This is a genomic window from Stenotrophomonas sp. LST15-1-1.1, from assembly GCF_040815575.1.
Classification (GTDB): Bacteria; Pseudomonadota; Gammaproteobacteria; order Xanthomonadales; family Xanthomonadaceae; genus Stenotrophomonas; species Stenotrophomonas lactitubi_B.
This window is the reverse complement of sequence record NZ_JBFPNJ010000012.1, coordinates 324,377-347,761: the sequence shown is the minus strand read 5'-3', so window position 1 is coordinate 347,761 and position 23,385 is coordinate 324,377. Positions and strand designations below refer to the sequence as shown.

The 23,385-nt window shown below is 65.5% G+C and carries 20 protein-coding genes; 15 read left to right on the top strand and 5 right to left on the bottom strand.

Features of this window, described 5'->3' with window-relative positions:
- Positions 1 to 120: 120 nt before the first annotated feature.
- From MRBLST15_RS09335 to MRBLST15_RS09305, 7 genes are all read left to right on the top strand, one after another.
- Positions 121 to 1,455: a dicarboxylate/amino acid:cation symporter gene (locus MRBLST15_RS09335; RefSeq protein WP_025876066.1), complete on the top strand. Its 1,335-nt coding sequence runs from the start codon at positions 121 to 123 to the stop codon at positions 1,453 to 1,455.
- Between the two features lie 230 nt (positions 1,456 to 1,685).
- Positions 1,686 to 2,225, top strand: a complete 540-nt coding sequence (locus MRBLST15_RS09330; RefSeq protein ID WP_265952431.1) for a hypothetical protein — start codon at positions 1,686 to 1,688, stop codon at positions 2,223 to 2,225.
- Positions 2,222 to 2,836, top strand: a complete 615-nt coding sequence (locus tag MRBLST15_RS09325) for a hypothetical protein (RefSeq protein ID WP_367785760.1) — start codon at positions 2,222 to 2,224, stop codon at positions 2,834 to 2,836. The genes MRBLST15_RS09330 and MRBLST15_RS09325 overlap by 4 nt, the downstream gene beginning before the upstream one ends.
- 44 nt (positions 2,837 to 2,880) lie before the next feature.
- Positions 2,881 to 4,263 (top strand): adhesin, encoded by a 1,383-nt coding sequence (locus MRBLST15_RS09320; protein WP_367785759.1) that lies wholly within the window; start codon positions 2,881 to 2,883, stop codon positions 4,261 to 4,263.
- A gap of 140 nt (positions 4,264 to 4,403) precedes the next feature.
- Positions 4,404 to 5,108 carry a C39 family peptidase gene (locus MRBLST15_RS09315; protein ID WP_025876073.1) on the top strand — a complete coding sequence of 235 codons (705 nt, stop codon included), beginning with the start codon at positions 4,404 to 4,406 and terminating at the stop codon, positions 5,106 to 5,108.
- Between the two features lie 13 nt (positions 5,109 to 5,121).
- Positions 5,122 to 5,874: a hypothetical protein gene (locus MRBLST15_RS09310; protein ID WP_367785758.1), complete on the top strand. Its 753-nt coding sequence runs from the start codon at positions 5,122 to 5,124 to the stop codon at positions 5,872 to 5,874.
- A gap of 45 nt (positions 5,875 to 5,919) precedes the next feature.
- Entirely contained in the window at positions 5,920 to 7,209 is a 1,290-nt protein-coding gene (locus MRBLST15_RS09305) for a transporter (RefSeq protein ID WP_265952427.1), read from the top strand.
- 44 nt (positions 7,210 to 7,253) lie between these two features.
- On the opposite strand, the gene MRBLST15_RS09300 is transcribed toward MRBLST15_RS09305, so the two are convergent.
- From MRBLST15_RS09300 to MRBLST15_RS09290, 3 genes are all read right to left on the bottom strand, one after another.
- The gene (locus tag MRBLST15_RS09300; protein ID WP_367785757.1) at positions 7,254 to 8,606 is read right to left on the bottom strand and encodes a sigma-54 interaction domain-containing protein; all 1,353 of its coding nucleotides are present in this window, start codon (positions 8,604 to 8,606) and stop codon (positions 7,254 to 7,256) included.
- Positions 8,607 to 8,833: 227 nt separating this feature from the next.
- Entirely contained in the window at positions 8,834 to 9,610 is a 777-nt protein-coding gene (locus tag MRBLST15_RS09295) for a C40 family peptidase (RefSeq protein ID WP_414716152.1), read from the bottom strand.
- 132 nt (positions 9,611 to 9,742) lie between these two features.
- Positions 9,743 to 10,282, bottom strand: coding sequence for a C40 family peptidase (locus MRBLST15_RS09290; protein ID WP_265952434.1), 540 nt, complete (start codon positions 10,280 to 10,282; stop codon positions 9,743 to 9,745).
- 111 nt (positions 10,283 to 10,393) lie between these two features.
- Here MRBLST15_RS09290 and MRBLST15_RS09285 point away from each other — a divergent pair, with 111 nt between their 5' ends.
- From MRBLST15_RS09285 to MRBLST15_RS09260, 6 genes are all read left to right on the top strand, one after another.
- Positions 10,394 to 10,876, top strand: a complete 483-nt coding sequence (locus tag MRBLST15_RS09285) for an FKBP-type peptidyl-prolyl cis-trans isomerase (protein ID WP_230109690.1) — start codon at positions 10,394 to 10,396, stop codon at positions 10,874 to 10,876.
- Between the two features lie 99 nt (positions 10,877 to 10,975).
- Positions 10,976 to 12,220: a DUF418 domain-containing protein gene (locus MRBLST15_RS09280; RefSeq protein WP_367785756.1), complete on the top strand. Its 1,245-nt coding sequence runs from the start codon at positions 10,976 to 10,978 to the stop codon at positions 12,218 to 12,220.
- Between the two features lie 198 nt (positions 12,221 to 12,418).
- On the top strand, positions 12,419 to 13,777 hold the full coding sequence (gorA, locus tag MRBLST15_RS09275; protein ID WP_265952424.1) for a glutathione-disulfide reductase: 1,359 nt from the start codon (positions 12,419 to 12,421) through the stop codon (positions 13,775 to 13,777).
- Positions 13,778 to 13,937: 160 nt separating this feature from the next.
- Positions 13,938 to 14,858 carry a DMT family transporter gene (locus MRBLST15_RS09270; protein ID WP_265952423.1) on the top strand — a complete coding sequence of 307 codons (921 nt, stop codon included), beginning with the start codon at positions 13,938 to 13,940 and terminating at the stop codon, positions 14,856 to 14,858.
- Positions 14,765 to 15,193 (top strand): MGMT family protein, encoded by a 429-nt coding sequence (locus MRBLST15_RS09265; RefSeq protein ID WP_312705500.1) that lies wholly within the window; start codon positions 14,765 to 14,767, stop codon positions 15,191 to 15,193. Before MRBLST15_RS09270 ends, MRBLST15_RS09265 begins: the two co-directional genes overlap by 94 nt.
- A 93-nt stretch (positions 15,194 to 15,286) precedes the next feature.
- A complete protein-coding gene (locus MRBLST15_RS09260) occupies positions 15,287 to 15,961 on the top strand; it encodes a rhomboid family intramembrane serine protease (protein WP_312705501.1) in 675 nt (224 codons plus the stop codon).
- A gap of 142 nt (positions 15,962 to 16,103) precedes the next feature.
- Here the strand turns inward: MRBLST15_RS09260 and MRBLST15_RS09255 are convergent, their stop codons facing one another.
- Positions 16,104 to 17,690 (bottom strand): phytoene desaturase family protein, encoded by a 1,587-nt coding sequence (locus MRBLST15_RS09255; protein WP_367785755.1) that lies wholly within the window; start codon positions 17,688 to 17,690, stop codon positions 16,104 to 16,106.
- Positions 17,687 to 18,169, bottom strand: a complete 483-nt coding sequence (locus MRBLST15_RS09250) for a VOC family protein (RefSeq protein WP_265952419.1) — start codon at positions 18,167 to 18,169, stop codon at positions 17,687 to 17,689. The genes MRBLST15_RS09255 and MRBLST15_RS09250 overlap by 4 nt, the downstream gene beginning before the upstream one ends.
- A 125-nt stretch (positions 18,170 to 18,294) precedes the next feature.
- Between MRBLST15_RS09250 and MRBLST15_RS09245 the strand changes: the two genes are divergently transcribed.
- Both MRBLST15_RS09245 and MRBLST15_RS09240 read left to right on the top strand, forming a co-directional pair.
- Positions 18,295 to 19,950: a DUF4166 domain-containing protein gene (locus MRBLST15_RS09245; RefSeq protein WP_367785754.1), complete on the top strand. Its 1,656-nt coding sequence runs from the start codon at positions 18,295 to 18,297 to the stop codon at positions 19,948 to 19,950.
- A gap of 320 nt (positions 19,951 to 20,270) precedes the next feature.
- Complete coding sequence (locus tag MRBLST15_RS09240; protein WP_367785753.1) at positions 20,271 to 23,300, top strand: TonB-dependent receptor domain-containing protein; 3,030 nt, start codon at positions 20,271 to 20,273, stop codon at positions 23,298 to 23,300.
- The last annotated feature ends 85 nt before the right edge of the window (positions 23,301 to 23,385 follow it).

The following is a 23,385-nucleotide window of genomic DNA, read 5'->3' as shown; positions in this document are numbered from 1 at the left end:
TCATTATGCCCGGCCCCGCAAGGCACGCCGATGACACACTGATTTGCCGCGTGGGCGGTCGTTCTGCGGCCCGCCTTGGGCTATCGTGCCAGCATCCCTTCCTACCCCCTTGGATTGCCTATGAAGCTGGTCTCTGCCTGGCTGCGGATTCCATTCTGGCAGCGCGTGGTCGGTGGCTTCGTGCTCGGTGCGCTGGCCGGCTGGGCGCTTGGCCCGGCGGCCGAAACCTGGTTCGGCCCACTTGGCGAGCTGTACGTCACCCTGATCAAGATGATCGCGGTGCCGCTGGTGTTCTTTGCGGTCATCAACGCGATCTCTTCGCTGCACGGCCAGAAATCGGTCGCCGCGCTCAGCGGGCGCACGTTCCTGTGGTTCGTGATCACCGCCGCGCTGGCCGTATGCGTGGGCTTGGGCGTGGGTACGGTGCTGCAGCCCGGCGCCGGTGGCCTGCAGCTGTCGATGGCCAGCAACTATGTGCCGCGCGAAGTGCCCAGCGTGGTGCAGGTGCTGCTGGATGTGGTGCCGTCCAACGTGTTCTACGCGCTGTCGGGTATCGGCACCAAGGTCAACGCCGCAGGTGAAACCGTGTTGGCCGCAGGGCGCGGTTCGATCCTGCCGGTGATCTTCTTCGCAGGCCTGGTCGGCTTTGCCATCGTCAAGCTCGGCGAGAAGGTGACCGAAGCGCGCAAGCTGGTCGGGCAGATGAGCGACATCATGATCCAGGTGACCCGCTTCGTGCTGGAAGTCACCCCGATCGGCACCTTCGGCCTGATTGCCGGCCTGGTCGGCAGCTATGGTTTCGAGAAGCTGCTGCCGCTGGGCCACTTCGTGCTGGCGCTGTACGTGGCCTGCGCTCTGCACATCGTGGTGGTGTACAGCGCGCTACTGCTGGCGCACGGCCTGAATCCCCTGAAGTTCTTCCGCGGCGCGGCGCCGGGCATGCAGGTGGCCTTCGTCAGCTCCTCCAGCTTCGCGGCGATGCCGGTTGCGCTGCGTTCGATCACCCACAACCTGGGCGTGAACAAGGACTACGGTTCGTTCGCGGTGCCGCTGGGCGCGAGCATCAAGATGGATGGCTGCGGCGCGATCTATCCGGCGCTGTGCGCGGTGTTCATCGCGCAGTACAGCGGTGTGCCGCTGACGCCCGAGCAGTACGTGGTGGTGCTGATCGCTTCGGTGCTGGGCAGCTTCGGTACCGCCGGTGTGCCGGGTACGGCGGTGATCATGGCCACGGTGGTGCTGAGCGCGGCCAACCTGCCGCTGGAAACCATCGGCTATCTGTATGCGATCGACCGCATCCTGGACATGATGCGCACGATGACGAATGTGACGGGCCAGATGCTGGTGCCGGTGCTGGTGGCCAAGGAAACCGGCCTGCTCGACCAGACGGTGTACGACAACCCGTCGACCAACGTCGGCATCGATGATCCCGACCCGAGTCCGCCGCGCGCCTGAAGCGGCACTGCATCGGGCTGTATCGGTACCTGTAACACTACTGATACAGCCCTGATGGCGCCTTGCGCAGTGGTGTTTCCTGCGCGTTAAGGCCAACGAAATCCGAACGAAGTTGTAACACTGCGGCGTCATGCCGCCGTGCTGTTGCCCGTGAAACCCCTGCTGCGACGGCCTCCCGGTGTTGGCACGAAAGCTGCTCACTCCCTGCGCATAGGCAACGGGAGAGCGGCATGGACGGCAGCACCACCCTTTTTACTGTTTCCAGCCGGCAGCTTGCACTGCTGCTGGTGTTGGCCGTTCCGCTGGCCGCCGCGGCTTCGGGCGCGCGACAGGGGGTGAAGGCGCAGCCTGGCGAAATCGTCCTGTTGCGCGACGTGGCCACGCGCCCGGCCTACCGCATGGCGCCGCCCGGGGTGGCTTTGATCGCCGATCCGAAACCGCAACATGAGATCGCCGCCGCACTCGGCAGCGGTGGCGCCGCAAGCGGCATGGATGAACTCAGCGATGACGACTATGCCGGCCTCGGCGCTGGCCAGTCCGGCAGCGTGCACGCGCACGGCGTCACCACGGTCGAGCGGGTGACCCAGCAGGCGCTGGGCGGAACCCTTGGCCGCTCGGGTGAGGGGATGATGAGTGGCAGCAGCCTCAGCGGTGCGATGAGCGGCCCGCTGGGGGCGGTCGGCAATACCACACGTGGCATCGGCGATACCGTGCGCGGCGCACTGTCGCAGTTCCCGCTGGGCGCGCCGGCGCAGGCGGGTGGAAAGTGAAGCGCGCGGTGCTGCTGTCGGCCTTCCTGGCAGTGCCGGCCGCAGCGCTGGCCGACGACTACAGCGGCATGCTGGCCTACCTCGACGTGACCCGCATCGATGGCCGCGCGCTGGCCGGTGCCAGTGGTGCCATCGCCATCAACCAGGCGGCGGGCGATCTCAACATCCAGGCCAATCTGCATGGCATGGCCAGCGGCGACCGCGCCGACGTGGCCATCGTTGCGCGGCAGCAGCACAGCAACGATGTCGTGCTGTCGGCACCACTGGAAGCCAGCGCGCACATCGCCGGACAGGCGCTGGCAGGGGCCAGCGGCATTGCATCGATCAACCAGGCCAGCGGCATCGCCAACACGACGCTCAATGTCGTCAGCGCGACGCTGGCCCGGCAAGGAATACGCGAGTCCGATGACACGGCGTTGGCCGCCTCGGACATCGCGTCAGCAGGGGGGCAGGGCGATACCGGTGACGGTGTTGCGGCGGGTATCCGCAGTGTCGGCGTTTCGTCGACGGCACTGCGGGGCTTCGACGGTGTCCTGCAACTCAATCAGATCGCGGGAGCGCGAAACGATACGGCCAATGTTCTGGGCCTGGTCGTGCAGGGCAACCCGTGAGTACCACCCACCCGAACCAATCACCTGATGAGAGAGAGGGCACCATGAAAGCGACTGTCAAAAAGACCGTACTCGCCATGGCAATTGCCACTGCCTCGACCGCTGCTGCGGCCAATGGCTGGGACAACCAGAACGCCAATGCGAACATCAACCACAACCACGTCGTGACCGAAACCCGCAACGACACGCACAACCACACCGACAACGAAGTCCGCAACTGGACCCGCACCAACACCACGGTACGCAACAACACCGACACCTCGAACGTGACCCGCAATCGTACGGTGAACGTCAACGAGCAGGTGCAGAAGAACAGCAACATCCAGGCCGACGAGCGCAAGGAAAAGAACAACCACGGCGTCGACGTGAACCTGGAGAAGGACCTGCGGCTGAGCTCGGACATCAACTTCTCCGGCGACCCGACCATCAGCGGTGACATCGATCTGGATTCGGCAGCCATCGCCGTGATCGACAACCGCCAGTCGATCAGCAACAACGTCACCGGCAACAGCCTGGTCACCAACAGCGCGTCGATCGCCGATGATGTCGGCGCCGGTGCCTCCGGCAACCTCGGCTTCAACGTGGTGGCTGGCGACAACAACGCGCAGGACAACGCTGCGTCGCTGTCGGCTGCGGATGCCTCCTTCAGCTTCGGCATGGCCGACGCCGAGGTGTTCGTCAACCAGGCCGGCTTCGGCAACACCACCATGAACTCCGGCGTCACCAACGCCGCTGGCCTCGGTGGCAATGCCTTCGGCGGCGCATCGGGCAACATCGGTGTGAACATCGCCTCGGGCAACAACAACGAGCAGAAGAACGCGCTCGCTGCCTCGGTAGCCACCAGTGCGATGGCGCAGTCGAGCATCAGCTCCAACCAGGTGTCCACCGGCAACACCGTGTCCAACGCCGGCTTCGTGCAGTCCTACACCGATACGGTGCAGGTCGGCCTGAGTGGTCGCGTCGCTGGCGGTACCCTGGCCGTGGGTGCCGGTACCTATCGCGGCACCGGCAATGCCTACCAGATGGCCAACTACTACCTCGATACGTGGAGTGGCGATCTGCCGCATCCGGGTGGCAACGCGACCGGGCACATCGATCTGGACAACCAGATCCAGAACGCAACGATGAACCCGAACCGGCCGGGAGTGGGTGGCCTGGGCTTCGATACGCGTGAAAGCGGCACCAGCCAGTTCGTCGAACTGGGCGTGGCCGACCTGTATGCCAGCCTCAGTGGCACGGTCAGCACCACCCGCTGGGTGAACGTCAATGCGACCAACACCTCGGCACTGTCCGGCAGCGCGTTCTCCGGCGCGTCCGGCAACATCGGTGTGAACGTGGCATCGGGTACCGGCAACCTGCAGGCCAACAGCCTGGCATTGGCCGTGGCACAGCCGAGCACCGGCGGTGGGACCGGCGGCGGCGAATGATCCACGGTGTGACCGCTTTCGCAGCGAACCTGCGTTGAGCGCAACAAGCCCGGCCATCCGCCAATGGCCGGGTTCCCCCGGGAGCCCCTGTCCCTCCTCCCCCTTGGGGCAGGGGCTCCTTCCTTCTCGTGGAGAACAGCATGGCCGGTCATCGCTGGTGGTTGCGTCTGCTGCCCTGCCTGCTGCTGCTGACCAGCGCATGTGGCTGGGCGGGCGAGGTGGTGTTCAGCGGGGTGCTGCCCAACGGCGCGCTGCTGCAGCAGAAGGTGGAAAGCATGCAGGAGCGGCGGTATCGCAACCTGGTGCGGCAGCACACCGACTACAGCTGCGGGGCGGCCGCTCTGGCCACCATCCTGCGTTATGCCTACCACCTGGACACCACCGAGGCGACGGTGATCGAGGGAATGATGGGGGTATCCGATCCACAGCTGGTCAAGGAACGTGGTTTCTCGCTGTTGGACATCAAACGCTATGTCGAATCGCTGGGCATGCGTGGACGCGGTTATCGCATCGATGAATCGCGCCTGCGCACGTTGCGGGTTCCTGGACTGGTGCTGATGGATGTACGCGGCTTCCGGCATTTCGTCGTGCTCAAGCAGGTGCGCGACGGCGTGGTGGAAGTGGCCGATCCGATCCTGGGCAACCGCAGCCTGTCCTTGGCCGAGTTCAGTGCCGCCTGGCCGTCACGCGCCGTTTTCGTCGTGATCGGCAGCGACTTCGATCGCAACACGGTGCTGCTGCAACCCAGCGAGCGGCCCAGTGCCCGCGCGTTGTATGCGCGGCAGGGACCGATCACCGATGCCGAACTGGTCGACTTCGGCTTCAGCCACGCCGACCTGTTCTGAAGGAGGCACGATCATGCAATGCCAACGTGTAGTACTCGCCTTGCTGCTGATGCTGTCGGTGTCGCCGTTGATGGCGGCGGACGGCGCACCGGGGCGTGGCCTGAAGGAAATACCCGATCCCGAACTGAACCTGATGCGTGGCCGCTACACCGTCGGTGGCAACAACGTGGCCTGGTTCGGGGTGACGATGATTTCGCAGTGGCAGGGGCCCAATGGTGCGGTGGTGCAGGGGGCGCTCACCCTGGGCATGGATTTCCGCAATGGCGGGTCACCGAGACTGAGTTTCCAGCCCAGCGTCCACGTCACCTCCGCTGACGCACCGTTGCCGACGACGGCAGGGCGCAGCATCGACAGTGCCGGCCTGGCCAATGCCAGTGGGCTGGTGCAGAGCGTGCAGGTCGCCGGCGATGGCAACACCGCGCGCAACGTGACCACCCTTACCGTACGTGACGGCGCGGTGCCGACAGCAATGAGCGATGACGGCAGCCGCATGGCGCAGGCACAACAGGGTGGCGCTACCGCCACGGCCATGCTCGATGGCAACCAGGCGCGCCTGCTGCTGCAGGTCGATGGGCAGAGCCTGGTACAGCAATGGATCCGCAATGGCAGCGTGGGGCAGGGCATTGCCCTGGCCGGCGATGGTCAGACCGCCAGCAACCGGCTGCAGCTGGAGCTGGTACGCAATACCGCGGCCAACAACCTGCCCTTGAGCCAGAACGTGGCCCAGGCGATCGGGATGAACCGCGGCATGGGCCCAGGCCAGTAACACGGCCTGGTCGGGGGGAATCGACGTACAACGCAGGTCACCGACATGCACACTCTCTACCGGCTTACTCCGCTGGCGCTGGCGGCGCTGGCGGTCACTGCCTTCGCCCAGCAGCCCGCGCCCAGTGACGGCGCCGACATGCAGGCATTGATCGCGCAACTGGAACAGCTCAAGGCCAATTACGCACAGGAGGTCCGCCGACTGCGCGAACTGGACATGCAGGTGCAGGCGATGCAGGCGCGGCTGAGCGGCCGCGCAGGTCCTGCTGCGACCCCCGCTGCACCGTTGGCGTCCGCTGCGGCATCTGCGGTTCCACCCAGCAGCGAAGGCTATGCCAGCAGCGCGGCCGAGGCACAGCAGGCCAAGCAGGAGGCACGGCGCAGCGTGGACGACGTCAAGCAGCAGCAGGCGGCGTTGTTCTCGCGCCGGTTCACCATCGAGAACGGCCTCACCTATGCGCGCTACGACCGCAAGCAGCTCACGCTCAACGGCTTCCTCGCCCTGGATGCGATCTTCCTCGGCAACATCGCGATCGAGAACGTCGAATCCGATTCGCTGACCTACAACCTGGCCGCGCGCTGGGGCGTCAGCCCCAACCTCACCTTGAACCTGGACGTGCCATACCTGGCCCGGCGCACGGTCTACCAGAAGGGCGGCGCCGGCGGTGCTGCGGCGGCGATCGCGCAGGAAGAAACCAACGGCAGCGGCATCGGCGATGTCAGCCTGAGTGCCAACTACCGGCTGTTCGCCGAACGCGGCTGGCGCCCGGAGACGGTACTGACCGGTGGCGTTACCGCTCCCACCGGCCGCGCACCCTATGGCCTGGACTGGAAAGTGATCGAGCGCGATGACGATGACTACATCCGCTTCGCGGTGCCGCAGGAACAGCCGACCGGCAACGGGGTGTGGCAGGCCAACCTGGGCGTATCGATGGTGAAGACCGCCGATCCGGCCATCCTGTTCGCCAACGCCGGCTACATCCATTCGTTCCCGCGCGGCTTCAGCGATATCGACAGCAACCCGGATACGGTCAACCCCGGTGACGTGAAGCTGGGCGGTTCGGTGTACTTCGGTGCCGGCGTGGCCTTCGCGTTCAACGAGCGCACCAGCCTGAGCATTTCCTTCAGCGACAAGATCAGCACGCGCGCCTCGACCCGGTTCAAGGGCGGTGAGTGGGTGAAGGTGATTGGCAGCGATGCCAATGCGGCGTCGCTCAATCTCGGCGTGACCTACGCGTTGAACCAGCACACCACGCTGGTGACGATGCTGGGCATCGGCCTGACCCCGGATGCGCCGGACTTCACGCTGGCCTTCAAGGTGCCGTACATGTTGTAAGCAGGGCGGCCGGGCCATGCCCGGCCGTTTCAAGCTGCCAGCGGTCAGCGCTGCGCCGGCAGCTCAAGATGATGTTTGCGGCACAAACGATAGACCGTCACCCGCGAGATCTGCATGTGCCGCGCGCACGCCGACACGTTGTAGCCATGCTGGCGCAGGGCCTGCAGCAGCACGTCGCGTTCCACCTGGCCACGTGCATCCTGCAGCAGCGCACGCCGTGCGGGCGCATCCGGTTCGGCCAGGTCCAGGTCGGCCGCGCTGATCAGTTCTCCCTCCGCCACGATCGCCGCCCGCTGTACCCGGTTCAACAGTTCGCGCACGTTGCCCGGCCAGTCGAACCCGCGCATCGCCTGGTGCGCGCCAGGATCGAAACCACGTGCGCGGCCGGCATGACGTTGACGGAATGCGCGCAGGAAGTGTTCGGCCAGCAGCAGGACATCGGCGCCGCGTTCGCGCAGCGATGGCATCGGCAGGCGCAGCACGTTGAGGCGGTAATAGAGATCGCGCCGGAAGCGGCCGTGGGCGACCGCCTGCTCCAGTTCGACATGGGTGGCCGCCAGCACGCGCACGTCCACGCGCAGGGGCTGGTTGCTGCCAACCCGTTCCAGCGTGCCCTCCTGCAGCACCCGCAGCAGGCTGGTCTGTGCATCCGCGGGCAGATCGCCAACCTCATCGAGGAATACGGTGCCGCCGTGGGCCGCTTCGAACAAACCGATGCGACGCTGGGAGGCACCGGTGAAAGCGCCACGCTCGTGACCAAACAGTTCGGACTGGACCAGATTGGCGGGAATGGCGCCGCAGTTCACCGCCAGGAAGGGTTTTCCCGCACGCCCGGACAGCGCATGCAGCGCCTGCGCGGCCAGCTCCTTGCCGGTGCCGGTCTCGCCCGTCACCAGCACCGGCAGCTCGACCGGGGCGAACTTGTGCAGGGCAGCGCGGACGGCCAGCAGGGGGGCGCTGTTGCCGATCAGTGCAGGAAGACCGCCGCCGTTGTGGTTCGCGGCAAGCGGCACGTCGTCGCCGTCGCACTGGCGCTGCATCGCCGACAGCAGATCGGGAAGCTCCATCGGCAGCGAGAACTGATCCTGGCAGGCGCGCAGCAGCGCGCCCCAGGCCGGTGGAGGACTGCCCAGCCCCGCAGGCAGCACGGCCAACCACGGCAGGTGATGGTGCTTTTCGATCCACGGCAGCAGCAACTGCGCCGCCTCTGCATCCAGATGGCGAAGATCGACCACGGCGACCAGATGGTCTCGGCCGCGCAGGCCAATGGCCATGGCAGGTGCCGGGCTGACACAGCGCAGCTGCCAGCCGGCGGCCGCCAGCGCGCCGCGCTCGGCTGCCGGTGGCTGGCCAAACCAGATCACGCAGCGCGATGGAATCTCAAGGCTTGCCGCCATGCCTTCCCCCAGCATCCGGGCAACGCGAGCGGCAGACGGGCCATCCCGGCGTGCCGCCCCACGCCGGGATGCTGCGGCCGCACGTGGGTGGCCGGTTGCGGCCCAACCGGACCGTGACATCAATGACCAACGCAGCATGCGTCGACCAGCGGCCATGCTTTCGGTCAGCCAACAAAAAAGCCGCTGCAGGGCAGCGGCTTGTCAGGTCACGCGGACACGACCTCGAATCAGAGATCGACCCGGCGGGCCTGCATGAACTTGTTGCCCCAGTAGCCACTGAGCAGGGTGTCGACGCGGACGTCCTTGCCGGTGCTCGGGGCATGCAGGAAGCGGCCGTCGCCCACATAGATGCCGACGTGGTCGACCCGGCCCTTGCGGCCGAAGAACACCAGATCGCCAGCCGCCAGGGCGGCGCGGTCGTTGATCAGTTCGGCATTGGCGTCATGCGCCATTTCACGCGAGACGCGCGGCAGCTCGATGCCCAGAGCCGAGCGGAACACATAACCGACCAGGCCGCTGCAGTCGAAGCCGCTGTCTGGATTGCTGCCACCCCAACGGTAGGGGGTGCCAAGCAGGGTCATGGCCCGGCGCAGCAGCGACTGCACCTTGCCGTTGTCGGCAGCGTTACCCACCACGACGCTGCCATTGGCGGCGCTGCTGGTGTCGTAATTGGCGAGCAGGCGGCTGAGGTCACCGGCCACCATGGCCGAGCGGTCCATCAGGGGAATGGTGTCATTGGCGGCCAGGTGCGGCAGCAGGGCGGCCAGGGTGGCGCTGGCGGCGGCATCGGCGCGGCTGCGCTGCGGAGCGGTGGCGTCGGCCTTGGCGGCTGCGCGGGGGGCGGTCTCGGCGGTGGCAGCCGGGGTCGCATCGGTACGGGGGGGAGCGGACTGCGACCAGGCCGGAAGGCTGGTCAGACACAATGCCAAGCCCAGCAGAAGCGGGCGGACACTACGCGAAGAAGCGGCGGTCTGGCCTTGGCACGTCGGGTCGTTTGTCGTCACGCGTCGGTCACAAGGAAAAAAACGATGGGGCATCATGCCCTGTAAAAGCAGTAATAAGTTAAAAATTCCGTTAGTAAATCGTTAGTTACGGAGTGATGGCTGTCACATTTTTGAACATATCGCCTGTTCATCTTAGCGAAGGACGCGTTTTGCCCCTGTGTAGTGGTCCTTCCAATAGGGGCCGCTGAGCGAATCCAGGCGGACCGTTCCGCCGGTGCTCGGGGCGTGCACGAATCGACCTTCGCCGACGTAGATCCCCACGTGACTGACAGTGCCGCGGCTGCCAAAAAAGACCAGGTCGCCGGTCGCCAGGCGCTTCGGATCGATCTTCGGGCCCTGTACCGCCGCCAGGTCGCGTGAGGTCCGCGGCAGCTTCAGGTCCAGCATTTCACGATAGACGTAGGCGACCAGGCCGCTGCAGTCGAAGCCGGATTCGGGCGTGTTGCCGCCATAGCGGTAGGGCGTGCCGACCAGGCTGATGGCACGCATCAGCACCGAATTGGCGGCCTCGGGGTTGTCCGGCGTGGTGCTGGGCCAGCTTGCCGAAGGCGGTGGCGGGGCGGAACGAACGGCCTTGCCGCCGCCGCAGGCGGTCAGCAGCAGGGGCAGGGCGAGCAGCAGGGCGGGCGCGAGGCGCCGGCGCGTGCCGGACGAAACTGGCGTGATGTGCATGTTCTCCGGATAATGCGCGACCTTGGATTGGCCGTCATGATGGCGGCGTCCCCGCCGGGCGACAACCCGCCCCAACCCGCCTGCCTCCGGCAGATCCAGACAGAGTTGCGCATGAAGATCGAAAAAGACCGCGTTGTCCGCTTCCACTACACCGTCTCCGAGGCCGGCCAGGCGCCGATCGAATCGTCCAAGGACCGCGGCGAGCCGCTGGCGATCCTGATCGGCCACGGCAACATCATCCCGGGCCTGGAAAACGCCATGATGGACAAGGAAGCCGGCGCGACCTTCGACGTCGACGTCAAGGCGGCCGATGCCTACGGCGAGCGCCGTGATGGCCTGTCCCAGCGCGTGCCGAAGAAGCACTTCGGTACCGCCAAGCTGGTTCCGGGCCAGCAGGTCGTGCTGCAGACCAACTTCGGCCCGCGCGCCGTGACCGTGCAGAAGGTCGGCATGAGCGTGGTCGACGTCGACCTGAACCATCCGATGGCCGGCAAGGACCTGCATTTCGACGTCGAGATCGTCGACGTGCGCGAAGCCGGCAAGGAAGAGCTCGAACACGGCCACGTCCACGGCGACGGCGGTCACCAGCACTGATCGCGCTGCGATCGTGATGGCAGCAACGGCCCGCTTCGGCGGGCCGTTGCGTATGTGGAACAGGACGGGATCATCCATGGCCCGCAGGCCGGCGGCATAATGACGGACCTGCACGCCGGATGCCCCGTGAACACCGCTTCCCCTTCCCTGCAACCGGTGGCTTCCGGCGAACGCATCGCCCTGCTGGACATCCTGCGTGGGTTTGCCCTGCTGGGCATCCTGCTGATGAACATCGAGGCTCTCAGCGGGCCGCTGGACCTGGCCTTTACCGGCATCGACGCGCATTGGCAGGGCATCGACTACTGGGCCGATGCCTTCGTCTATGTGTTCGTGCAGGGAAAATTCTTCACCCTGTTCTCGCTGCTGTTCGGCGCGGGCTTTGCGGTGATGGCCCAGCGCGCCGAAGCAGTGGGTCGCCAGTTCACGCCGTTCTACCTGCGCCGCAGCGCCGGGCTGCTGCTGATCGGCCTGTGCCACGCACTGCTGGTCTGGTCGGGCGACATCCTGGTGCTGTATGCCCTGGCGTCGCTGCCGTTGCTGGCCTGCCGCGAAGCACCGCGCAGCTGGCTGCCGTGGATGGGGCTGCTGGTGTATGCACTGGGTGTCGCGCTGATGCTGCTGGTCGGCGCGATGGTGTCGATGGCCACCCCGCAGGACCTGCAGAAGATGCTGGTCGACGCGCAGCAAGGCATTGACCAGCAACGCCTGGTGTACGGCCAGGGCGACTGGATGCAGGCCAACGTGCAGCGCCTGCACGAGTTCGGCGCGTCATTGGGGGGCATGTTCATTTCCGGACCCGAAGTGCTCGGCATGTTCCTGCTGGGTGCCTGGTTTGCCGGCAGCGGCGCATTGGCCGCGCCGGAGCGTTTCCCCCGGTTGTATGTCGGCCTGCGCTGGGGCGCGCTGCCTGTGGGCCTGCTGGTCACCCTGGCCGGTGTGCTGTGGAAGCCCTATCTGGCGCCGGGTGTCTACGACCTGCCGACCACCACGGCCATGGCACTGGTGGCCGTGGGCGGCGTGCCGATGTGCCTGGGCTACCTGGCCTGGATCGTGCACTGGCGTGGGCGCATGGGCTGGCTGGCGCCGGTCGGCCGGATGGCGCTGACCCACTATCTTGGTCAGTCGGTGGTCTGCACGTTGCTGTTCTATCACTACGGGCTGGGGTGGTTCGATGCAGTGCCGCGTGCCTGGCAGCTGTTGTTCGCCTTGCTGCTGTTCGCTGCGCAGGTGATCCTCAGCCATCTGTGGCTGCGCCGTTTCCGCTTCGGTCCGATGGAATGGCTGTGGCGTGCGATGACGTACCAGCAGTGGCCGGCAATGCGCGGTAGGGCCGGGCAGGGGTGATCGATGCAGGCCACGCACATCTCTTCCTGCGTGGCTGCGTGCATCGCCACGCGTGTCGCTGCATACCCTCACGTCTGGCCTGCAGCGGGCCATGGCATGCTCGCAGCAGTATGAGCGCCCACGCCAGTCAGCTGCGCGTCGATCTTTTCTGCGGGCGCGCGCTATCGATCCTGTTCCCTGTCGACCTGAGCGATTCCGATGAACACTCCCTCTTATGACTACGATCTGATCGTCCTTGGCGGCGGTTCCGCTGGCCTCGCCGGCGCCATCCGCGCTGCGCAGCATGGCAAGCGTGTTGCCCTGCTGGAGCCGGGTGAACTGGGCGGCACCTGCGTGAATGTAGGTTGCGTGCCGAAGAAGGCGATGTGGCTGGCGGCCGATCTGGCCGAGCGCATAAGCCTGGCCAGCGCGATGGGCTTCGACGTGGAGGCGCGTCCGGCGCTGTCGTGGAAGGAACTGGTGATCCATCGCCAGGCCTACATCAGCAACATCCACACCAGTTATCACAAGCGCCTGGATGAAACCGGCGTGGTGCGTATTCCGGCCCGTGGCCATCTGCTGGATGCGCACACCGTGGCGTGCAGTGATGGCGTGCAGTACAGCGCTGCACAGATCCTCATCGCTACCGGCGCCCATCCGCAGCGGCCCGACATTCCCGGCGCCGAACTGGGCCTGGTGTCCGACGATTTCTTCGACCTGCGTGCGGCACCTGCCGAGGTCGCCATCATCGGCGGCGGCTATATCGCGGTGGAACTGGCAGGGTTGTTGCAGGCGCTGGGCAGCAAGGTGAGCCTGCTGGTGCGTGGCAGTCGCCTGCTGGAGCGCTTCGACTACGAGCTGACCGCGCAGCTGGCCGAGAACCTGCGCCAGCAGGGTGTCCGCATCCACTTCGATTACCGCCTGCGTGAGTTGAAGCGCGACGGCGAGCGCGTGCGCGCTTTCGGCCATGACGGCCCGATCGATAGCGTGTTCGACGCCGTGTTCTTCGCGACCGGCCGGCGCGGCAACAGCAGGGATCTGGGCCTGGAGGCGCTGGGTATCGGCATCGGCGAACACCAGCAGGTGGAGGTGGACGAGTGGCAGACCACGGCGGTGCCGAGCGTGCATGCGGTTGGTGACATCGCTGGCAAGGTCGGCCTGACGCCGGTTGCCGTGGCTGCATCGCGACGTCTGATGGATCGTCTGTTCGGCGGTCGCCCGGAGGCGAAGATGGACTACGACAACGTGGCCAGCGTGGTGTTCTCGCACCCGCCGCTGGGTGCAGTGGGCATGAGCGAGGAAGACGCACGTGCGCGCTTCGAGCAGGTGACGGTGTACCACAGCCGGTTCCGGCCGATGCTGCAGGCACTGGCCAACGGCACCCAGCGCAGCCTGTTCAAGATGGTCTGTGCCGGGCCGGAAGAGCGTGTGGTGGGTGTACATCTGCTGGGCGAAGCGGCCGATGAGATCCTGCAGGGTTTCGCGGTGGCGGTGAAGATGGGTGCGACCAAGGCCCAGTTCGACGACACGGTGGCGATTCACCCGACGTCTGCTGAAGAAGTGGTGTTGATGCGCTGAGCCGGGCGGTGGTAGAGCCGAGCCCACGCTCGGCTGCGTTCCGCGCAGACAGAGTGCAGCCGAGTGCGGGCTCGGCTCTACAGGTCAGCAGGCGCCTCCATGCGACAATGATGGCCCCCACGCCTTTCCGGGCCGCCCCGCGCGGCCCGCCGTCGTCCTGATGTCCAGCCCCGCTTCTCGCATCGCCACCCAATCCCCGCGTATCGCTCTGGGCGGCATCGGCCTGGCTGCGATCGGCGCCATTGCCGCTTCGGGCAAGGCCATCATCGTCAAGCTGGGGCTGCGCCATGGCGTGGATGCCACCACGCTGCTGGCGCTGCGCATGCTGATGGCGCTGCCCCTGTTCGCGCTGATGGCGGTGTGGGCGTCGCGCCGTGCGGAGCGATTGTCCTGGGCTGACCGCGCACGCGTGCTGTGGCTCGGCTTCACTGGTTACTACCTGTCCAGCCTGCTGGATTTCCAGGGCCTGCAGTACATCAGCGTGACGCTGGAACGGTTGATCCTGTACTTGAACCCGACCCTGGTGCTGCTGATCAACGTGCTGCTGGCCCGGCAGCGGCCGGGTCGCTGGCAGATCGGTGCGCTGGTGCTCAGCTATCTCGGCGTGCTGATCGCGTTCGGTCATGACCTGCAGCGCGAAGGTGGGCAGATCATTCTCGGCAGCCTGCTGGTGCTGGGCAGTGCGCTCAGCTACGCGCTCTATCTGTTCGGCAGCGGCCAGGTGGTCGCCCGTATCGGCGCCGTGCGTCTGACCGCCTACGCCAGCTGCGTGGCCAGTGTGCTGGTGCTGCTGCATTTCACCATCACCCATCCACTGCCGTTGCTGTGGCAGGCCCCCGCTGCGGTGCAGTGGCTGTCGCTGATCAATGCGACGGTCTGCACCGTGCTGCCGGTGCTGGCGATCATGCTGGCAGTGCAGCGCGTCGGCTCGTCGCTGGCCGCGCAGGTGGGTATGCTGGGACCGGTTTCCACCATCGTGATGAGCCTATGGCTGCTCGACGAACCGATGGGGCCGGCGCAGATCGCCGGCACCGTGCTGGTCCTGCTCGGCGTACTGCTGGTGACGCGGCTGCGGCGCTGACGCCGGAGCAGGCGCGTGCGCGCATCCTGGCGGTGATCCATGCCATTCCCCCGGGACAGGTGATGGGCTACGGCCAGGTCGCGATGCACGCGGGCCTCCCCGGACGTGCCCGGCTGACCGCGCGCATCCTCGGCCAGAATGACGATCCCTCGCTGCCCTGGCACCGGGTGCTGCGCTCGGATGGGCGCATTGCCATGGCCGAAGGTTCGGCCGGTTGGCGCGAACAATCGCAGCGGCTGCGTGCGGAGGGTGTCGTCGTGGAAAACGGCCGGGTGCGGATGCCCGCGGTCGACTCGGCGGCGGCGCTGGATGCGGCCGTATGGGGGCCGGGCTGATCGCTGCCTGCGACTGAACGGGCGACCGTACGCTCTGGTCAAAATGGGCCGGTGCTGCGGCTATGATGGAGGCCGTTCCATGCCGGTGTCCCCATGTTCCCGCGACTGCCAACCGTTACCAAGGCCCTGTTGATCGCCAACGCGATCCTGTTCCTGCTGCAGCAGCCGTTCCTGCTCGGCATGCAGACCTTCGAACCGTTCATGCTGCAGCCGCTGCAGCAAGGCTTCGATGCGTTCTCGCCGGGTGGCAACTTCCAGCCGTGGCAGCTGCTGACCTATGGCTTCCTGCATGGCAGCTTCTTCCATCTGTTCTTCAACATGCTGGCCGTCTTCATGTTCGGCGCACCGCTGGAGCAGACCTGGGGCGAGAAGCGCTTCCTGATCTACTACCTGGTGTGCGTTGTCGGTGCCGGCCTGTGCCAGTTGCTGGTCGGCACGATGCTGGAGAATCCGGCCACGGTGCTGGGCGCTTCCGGTGGTGTGTTCGGTCTGCTGCTGGCCTACGGCATGCTGTTCCCCAACCAGCGGGTGATGCTGCTGTTCCCGCCGATTCCAATGAAGGCGCGTACGTTCGTGATCCTGTTCGGCGTGGGCGAGCTGGTGCTGGGCATGACCGGCTGGCAGCCGGGCGTGGCCCATTTCGCGCACCTGGGCGGCATGCTGTTCGGCTGGCTGCTGATCCGCTACTGGCGCGGCCAACCGCCGTTCAACAAGCGTCGTACCCCCGGCCCGCCGAAGCGCCCGAACCATCTGCGCAGCGTGAAGTGAGGCGCTAAGCGCCTCGTTTCACGCGGGTAGGTGCCAACCTTGGTTGGCAATCACCTCTGCCACGTTGTGCCAACCAAGGTTGGCTGCCAACAGCAGGTCATGCAGGCAGCGGGTTACACCCACGTCCACGCATGGCGTGGATCTACTGGTCCTGCAGCACTACCTGCGCCGCATTGTGCCCGGGCGCACCGGTCACCCCGCCACCCGGATGCGTACCCGCACCGCAGAGGTACAGGCCGGGCAGGGCGCCGCGATAGCCGGCCTGGCCGACCATCGGCCGTGCCGAAAACAGCTGGTTGGCACTGAGCGCGCCGTGGAAGATGTCGCCGCCGATCAGCCCGAACGTCCGTTCCAGATCCAACGGTGAAAGCGCCTGCCGACCGAGCACGCTGTCGGCGAAGCCGGGGGCGTAGTGATCGACGGTAGCGATCATCAGGTCGGCGACGGTATCCCGGTGGTCATCCCAGTGACGGCCATCGGGCAGCTCCGGCGCCACGTGCTGGCAGAACAGGCTGGCCACATGCTGGCCGGGTGGCGCCAGTGAGTCGTCCAGCGTGCTCGGAATCAGCATCTCCACGATCGGCTCGCGCGACCAGCCATCGCGGCGCGCATCCAGCCAGGCACGGTCCATGTAATCCAGGCTGGGCGCCATGATGATGCCGGCACTGAGGTGGTCGCCGGGGCCGGGCCGGGCGCGGAAATCCGGCAGCCGCGACAGCGCCACGTTCATCCGGAACGTGCCCGAGCCGCAGCGCCAGTTCGCCATGCGTTCGCGGGTGGTGGCGGGAACCTGCGCAGGCTGCAGCAGCTGTTCGTACAGCAGCTTCGGATTGACGTTGGCCACCACCGCACGTGCGCGCAGGCTCTCACCGCCGGACAACGCGACGCCGACCACGCGTCCGTCTTCAACCATCAGGCGCTGCACGCCGGCATCGACGCGCAGCTCTGCACCGGCCGCGCGTGCGGATGCGGCGATGGCCTGGCTGATCGCACCCATGCCACCGATGGCGTGGCCCCAGGCGCCCTTGACCCCGTTGCACTGGCCGAATACGTGATGCAGCAGCACGTAGGCGCTGCCGGGCGTGTAGGGGCTGGCGTAGTTGCCAACAATGCCATCGAAACCGAACAGGGCCTTGATCGGCTCGCTCTCGAACCAACGGTCCAGGTATTCGGCGGCCGACAGCGTGAACAGATCCAGCAGTTCCTGCCGCAATGCAGGATCAAGTGCGGCCAGCTCGCGCCCCAGCCGGCCCATCTGCCACAGCGCGGGCAGCGCGCGCCAGCCAGCTGTCACCCCGAGGTCGGGCGGTGGACGCAGCGCCCAGTCGCGCAGCACGTCGGCAAATACTTCCAGGCGCGCTTCATAGGAGGGCAGCGCCTGCGCATCGCGCTCGGAAAATTTCGCCACTTCCGCCTGGGTGCGGCCCGGTGCAGACAGCAGGTAGCGCCCATCGGGCAACGGCAGGAAGTTGTTGGCCGGCCGCGCGACGATGCGCAGCCCGTGGGCATGCAGCTGCAGCTCCTCGATCACCTTCGGCTGCAGCAGCGACACCGTGTACGAGGCCACCGAGTTGCGGAAGCCGGGATGGAACTCCTCGGTGACCGCCGCACCGCCGAGTACCCCGCGGCGCTCCAGCACCAGCACCCGTTGCCCCGCGCGCGCCAGGTACGCCGCACACACCAGCCCGTTGTGGCCGCCGCCAACGATGATCGTGTCCCACGTCGTCATGCGTTGCGGATCGCTGCTTCGATGGTCGCGATGTCGATCTTCTTCATCGGCATCATCGCGTTGAAGGCGCGCTTGGCCAGGGCCTTGTCCTTGCTGGTCACCGCTTCGATCAGCATGCGTGGACTGATCTGCCAGGAGATGCCCCAGCGATCCTTGCACCAGCCGCATTGGCTCTCCTGGCCACCATTGCCAACGATGGCATTCCACAGGCGATCGGTCTCGGCCTGGTCCTCGGTGGAAATCTGGAACGAGAACGCTTCGCTGTGCTTGAAGGTCGGGCCGCCATTGAGGCCGACACAGGGAATGCCGCAGACCGTGAACTCGACGGTGAGGACGTCACCCTGCTTGCCGTCGGGGAAGTCGCCGGGTGCGTGATGCACGTCGGTTACTTCGCTGTCGGGAAAGGTCTTTGCGTAGAACGAGGCGGCCTCGAGCGCACCGCTGTCGTACCAGACGCAGATCGTGTTCTTGTGAGCCATGGCGGGGCTCCGCAGTGGACGAAGGCGCAGCGATAGCATGGGTCGTGTTAATGCCGGATCGTGCTGCACTGCGGGAGCTGGCGGCGTCGCGCTACCATGGCTGGACGACACGACAGGGACGATGCGTGAAGATCCTGATTCTGGGTGGATATGGGGTGTTCGGGGGACGTCTGGTCCGCTTGCTGGCGGACCAGACGATGCTGGAACTGCTGATCGGTGGCCGCAACCTGGCGGCGGCACAGGCCTTCTGCGCAAGCTACATGGGGCAATCGACACTGCGCCCCCTGCAGGTCGACCGGCAACAGCTGGCTACGGCTTTGCAGGCCGAGCGACCAGACCTGGTGGTGGATGCCTCCGGTCCTTTCCAGGACTACGGCGAACATCGCTACGCGGCGATCGAAGCCTGCATCGCCGCCGGCATCGACTATCTGGACTTCGCCGACGCGGCGGACTTCGTATTCGGTGTTTCGCAGTACGACGCGCAGGCCAGGGCCGCCGGCATCTACGTGCTGTCCGGCGTCAGCAGCTTCCCGGTATTGACTGCGGCGGTGCTGCGCGAGATGGCCTCGCACATGGACATCGTCAGCGTGGAAGGTGGCATCGCGCCATCACCCTATGCCGGCATTGGTCTGAATGTGATGCGTGCGGTTGTCGGCTATGCCGGTTCGCCGGTGAAGCTGCGCCGCAACGGTCGCGACGGGCACGGCATCGGCCTGGCCGAGAGTCGGCGCTTCACCGTCGCGGTGCCGGGGCGGCTGCCGCTGCGCAACCTGCATTTCTCGCTGGTGGATGTGCCCGATCTGCAGGTGCTGCCACCCGAACATCCGACCATGACCGACATCTGGATGGGAGCTGGCCCGGTGCCGGAAATCCTGCATCGCGTGTTGAACCTGCTGGCCAAGGCGCGGCTGCACCTGAAACTGCCGTCGCTGGAGCCGTGCTCGCGGTTGTTCTACACCGTGTTGAACCTGATGAAGTTCGGCGAACATCGCGGTGGCATGATCGTACGCGCGGTGGGCACCCGCGACGGTGCGCGCGTCGAACAGAGCTGGCACCTGCTGGCCGAGGCCGATGACGGTCCGTACATTCCGTCGATGGCGATCGAGGCGGTGATCCGCAAGCAGCTGGCCGGTGATCGGCCGGCGCCGGGTGCGCGTGCGGCCACGCATGCATTGGAGTTGAGCGACTACGACCGCCTGTTCGAAGGGCGCACGATCCATACCGGTTTCCGCAGGGACATGCCGGGTGCCAGCCTGTACCAGCGCCTGCTTGGCAGCGCATACGCGCAACTGCCGGCCAGCGTACAGGCGTTGCACGCACCGTCTGCAGCCAAGCGCTGGAGCGGCACTGCATCGGTCGAACGTGGTCGTGGACTGCTGTCGCAGTTGCTGGGGAAGGTGTTCGGCTTTCCCGCGGCGGGCGAGAGTGTGCCGGTCACTGTGGAATTCACCCCGGAGGCGGGTGGTGAGCGTTGGACGCGGACCTTTGCCGGCCGTCGTTTCTCTTCGTTGCAGACGCAGGGGCAGGGGCGCAACGAAGCGCTGCTGGTCGAGCGCTTCGGCGTGATCTCGGTAGCGTTGGCGCTGCTGGTCGACAACGGGCGGCTGCAACTGGTGCCACGACGCTGGTCGCTGTTGGGCATGCCGTTGCCGCAATGGCTGCTGCCGGGGGAGAACAGTTTCGAGAGTGAAGTGGACGGGCGATTCGTGTTTGACGTGGAAATTGGCGCGCCAGTGGTGGGGCGGATCGTGCATTACCGGGGGACGCTGACGGCGGTGTGATGGATATCGTCGTGTCGCTGGAATACACAACAGGTGTCGGAACCGGAACGTGGGGCTGTCGTTTCGAGCGCTTAACGCAACGTATCGACCGCGTTCGTGTGACGCATGTGACCTCTGTTGTTCTGCTGCGGAGGTTGTTGCCATTGTCTCGTTGGTTTGCTGAAACTCCCATGTTTTCAGTTATATGGGTCGATTCGAGAGCGCTGTCGACTCCCGCTCACTGACGTTTCTTCCCTGATTCATCGCGCGTTGCAGTACTGCCTCACAGGGCACACCCGTGCCTATAAATCCCCGTCAGTTTCATCACGGGAGAGAGCTTCATGGCATTTGCATCCACACGTCGTGTGTTGAAGCGCAGCGCGCTTTCGGCAGTGTTGTTTTCCATCGTTGGTGCCGTTGCTGCACAAAGCACGACGGGCACGTTGTACGGCACAGCAGCCGGTGGCGAAGGCGCTACCGTTATCGCCCAGAGCGATAGCGGTCTGCGGCGAACGGCGCCCATTGATGCACAGGGGCGCTACAGCTTCGGCGCGTTGCCGGTGGGCCGCTACAGCGTCAGCGTGCAGCGCGACGGCCGCGTCATCCAGCAGCAGGACAACGTCCAGCTGCGCGTGGGTAGTGGTACCGAAGTGAGCTTCGCCGCACATGGCCCGGCCACGACGCTGGACGCGGTCAACGTCACCGCAATCAACCAGCCGAAGATCGATGTGACCCACACGGTCTCCAAGTCGGTCATCACCTCTGAACAACTGGATGTGCTGCCGTTGGGCCGAAGTGCCGAGTCCATCGCTCTGTTGGCCCCGGGGGTGGTCGCCGGCAGCGGCGAATTCTCCAACGGTTCGCGATCCGTGCTGTCGTTCGGCGGCGCAAGCGTCACCGAGAACGCCTACTACCTCAACGGCTTCAACGTCACCAATCCGTTGAGCAACCTCGGCGGCATCAGCCTGCCCTATGGTTCCATCGATCAGCAGGAGACCTTCACCGGCGGGTACGGCGCCGGCTATGGCCGCTCCACCGGCGGTGTCATCAACCAGTTGGGAAAGCGCGGCACCAACCGGTGGCGGTTCGGGGCGCAGGTGACGTGGACACCGGCGGAGTTTGCCGAGTCGCCGGCATCGGTCAACTACCCTGACCTGGCCCTGCCGGATGGGTATGCCTACGAGAACGGGTCCAAGCCCGGCACGTTGTACCGTTACCGACGGGGAGACAAGGCGACCACCACCAGCTACAGCGGCTATGTCAGCGGACCGTTGATCGAGGATCGCCTGTTCATCCACCTGGCAGCCGAGTCCAATCGGCGCGAAGGTGTTTCGACCGGCAGCGAGGCATCTGCGCAGCAGGCCCGCAACCACTATCGCGTGGATACACCGAAGTTCTACGGCAAGATCGACTGGAACATCAATGACAGCAACATCCTGGAGTACACCCGTTTCCAGGATACCGATCGCACCGGTGGCTACTACACCGGGTTCGACTACGACACCCTGACCGAGGGGGATCGCACAGGCACGTTCCCCAATACGACCAAGGCCACGACAGACGTCGACATCTTCAAGTACACCGGGTACCTCAACGACGACCTGACCTTCAGCGCAGTGTGGGGGCGCACGCGCGTCGGCAACCTGGAATTCAATCCATTGGATTCGGGTAACCCCTACATCAGTGGTGCCGGGAACCAGGATCCATCCCTCACTGGTGGAACGCCGGTCCGCAATGACCAGGCTGGCCTGTACACCAAGGCTTCCGATGCGGGCAGCAAGACGCAGGGGCTACGCATGGACCTCCAGTACCACCTCGGCAACCACGAACTGACCGCCGGCGTCGACAATATGAGCTACCGGGCGCACAACGAAGGGCAGTCCATGACCGGGCCGGGTCATGCCTGGATCTACTCCCGCGGCAATCCGGGGGCGTCGCCCAACCCTGGCTTCGGCATCGCACCGCCGGGCGACAATGGCTATTTCGTGCAGAAATACATCTTCTCCACTACAACCAGCATGTCGGTAAAGCAGAAGGCCTACTACCTGGAAGACCGCTGGCAGCTGACGCCCGAGTGGTTGCTGACGCTGGGCCTGCGCAATGATCGTTTCACCAACTACAACAGCGATGGACGCGCGTATGTGGAAAGCGGCGACCAGTGGGCGCCGCGGTTGGGCGCCAGTTGGGATGTGTTCGGTGACGCGTCGTTGAAGGTCTTCGCCAACCTTGGCCGCTACTACCTGGCATTGCCCAACAGCGTAGCCATCCGTGGCGCGTCTGCATCGACCTACACCCGTGAGTACTTCACCTATACCGGCATTGACGCCGACGGCAATCCCACGGGCCTGACGCCTTTGGGCGATGGTCCGGTATCGACCAACAACGAGTATGGCCAAGCCCCGGATCCGCGTTCTGTGGCGCCCACAGACCTGCGTTCCCAGTACCAGGATGAGCTGATCCTGGGCTTCGAAAAAACCTTGGGCACTACGTGGAACAGTGGCGCAAAACTGACCTTCCGCCGGCTGCAGTCGGCCATCGACGATACCTGTGATTCCGGGCGCTTCGCCGACCGGCTCGCTGGCATGGGCCTGGATGCCGATGCGTACGAGCTTCCCGGCTGCGTAATCTTCAATCCGGGGCAGACCAATACATTCCAAGTGCGCCATCGTGATGGGTCCGGCTATACGCCGATCAGCATGAGTGCGTCCGATTGGGGCTACGACGGCAAGAAGGCCAAGCGCGAATACGTCGCGGTCGATCTGTTCATCGAACACCCGATGTCCGAACACTGGTACGCACGCCTGGACTACACCTGGTCGCGCAGCTTCGGCAACACCGAAGGCCAGGTGAGGTCCGATATCGGTCAGGATGACGTTTCCAAAACCCAGGATTGGGATGCGGTATCGCTGATGGATTATGCCGGTGGCTACCTTGCCAATGATCGTCGGCACCAGTTGAAGGCATTCGGTGCGTATCAGATCAATGACGAGTGGACCGCCTCGGCGACCGTGCGCTTGATGTCCGGCATGCCCAAGAACTGCCTGGGCTACTACGGAAGCGACCAGAGCGATCCGGCCCATGGCTATGGCTCGGCATACCACTACTGCAACGGCGAACCGTCACGACCCGGCGATGCAGGCCGACAGCCGTGGACGGCGCTGCTGGACATGGGGGTGATGTACCGGCCAGCGTTTGCCGACAACCGCCTTGGCCTGGGGTTGAACGTCTTCAACGTACTCAACCAGCGCCGTCAGCTGCAGTCGACGGCGACGTACCAGACAGGTCCGGATACGGTTTCCAATCTCTACGGTATGGGAACCCACTTCACGCCGCCGCGTACGGTTCGCCTGACCGCCTCGTACGATTTCTGACCTGCGCGCATAGCGGCTCACTCTCCGCATGGGTTGGCTTGGCCCTGATCCTTCAGGGCCTTTTTCCAATGCGCACTCAACAGGA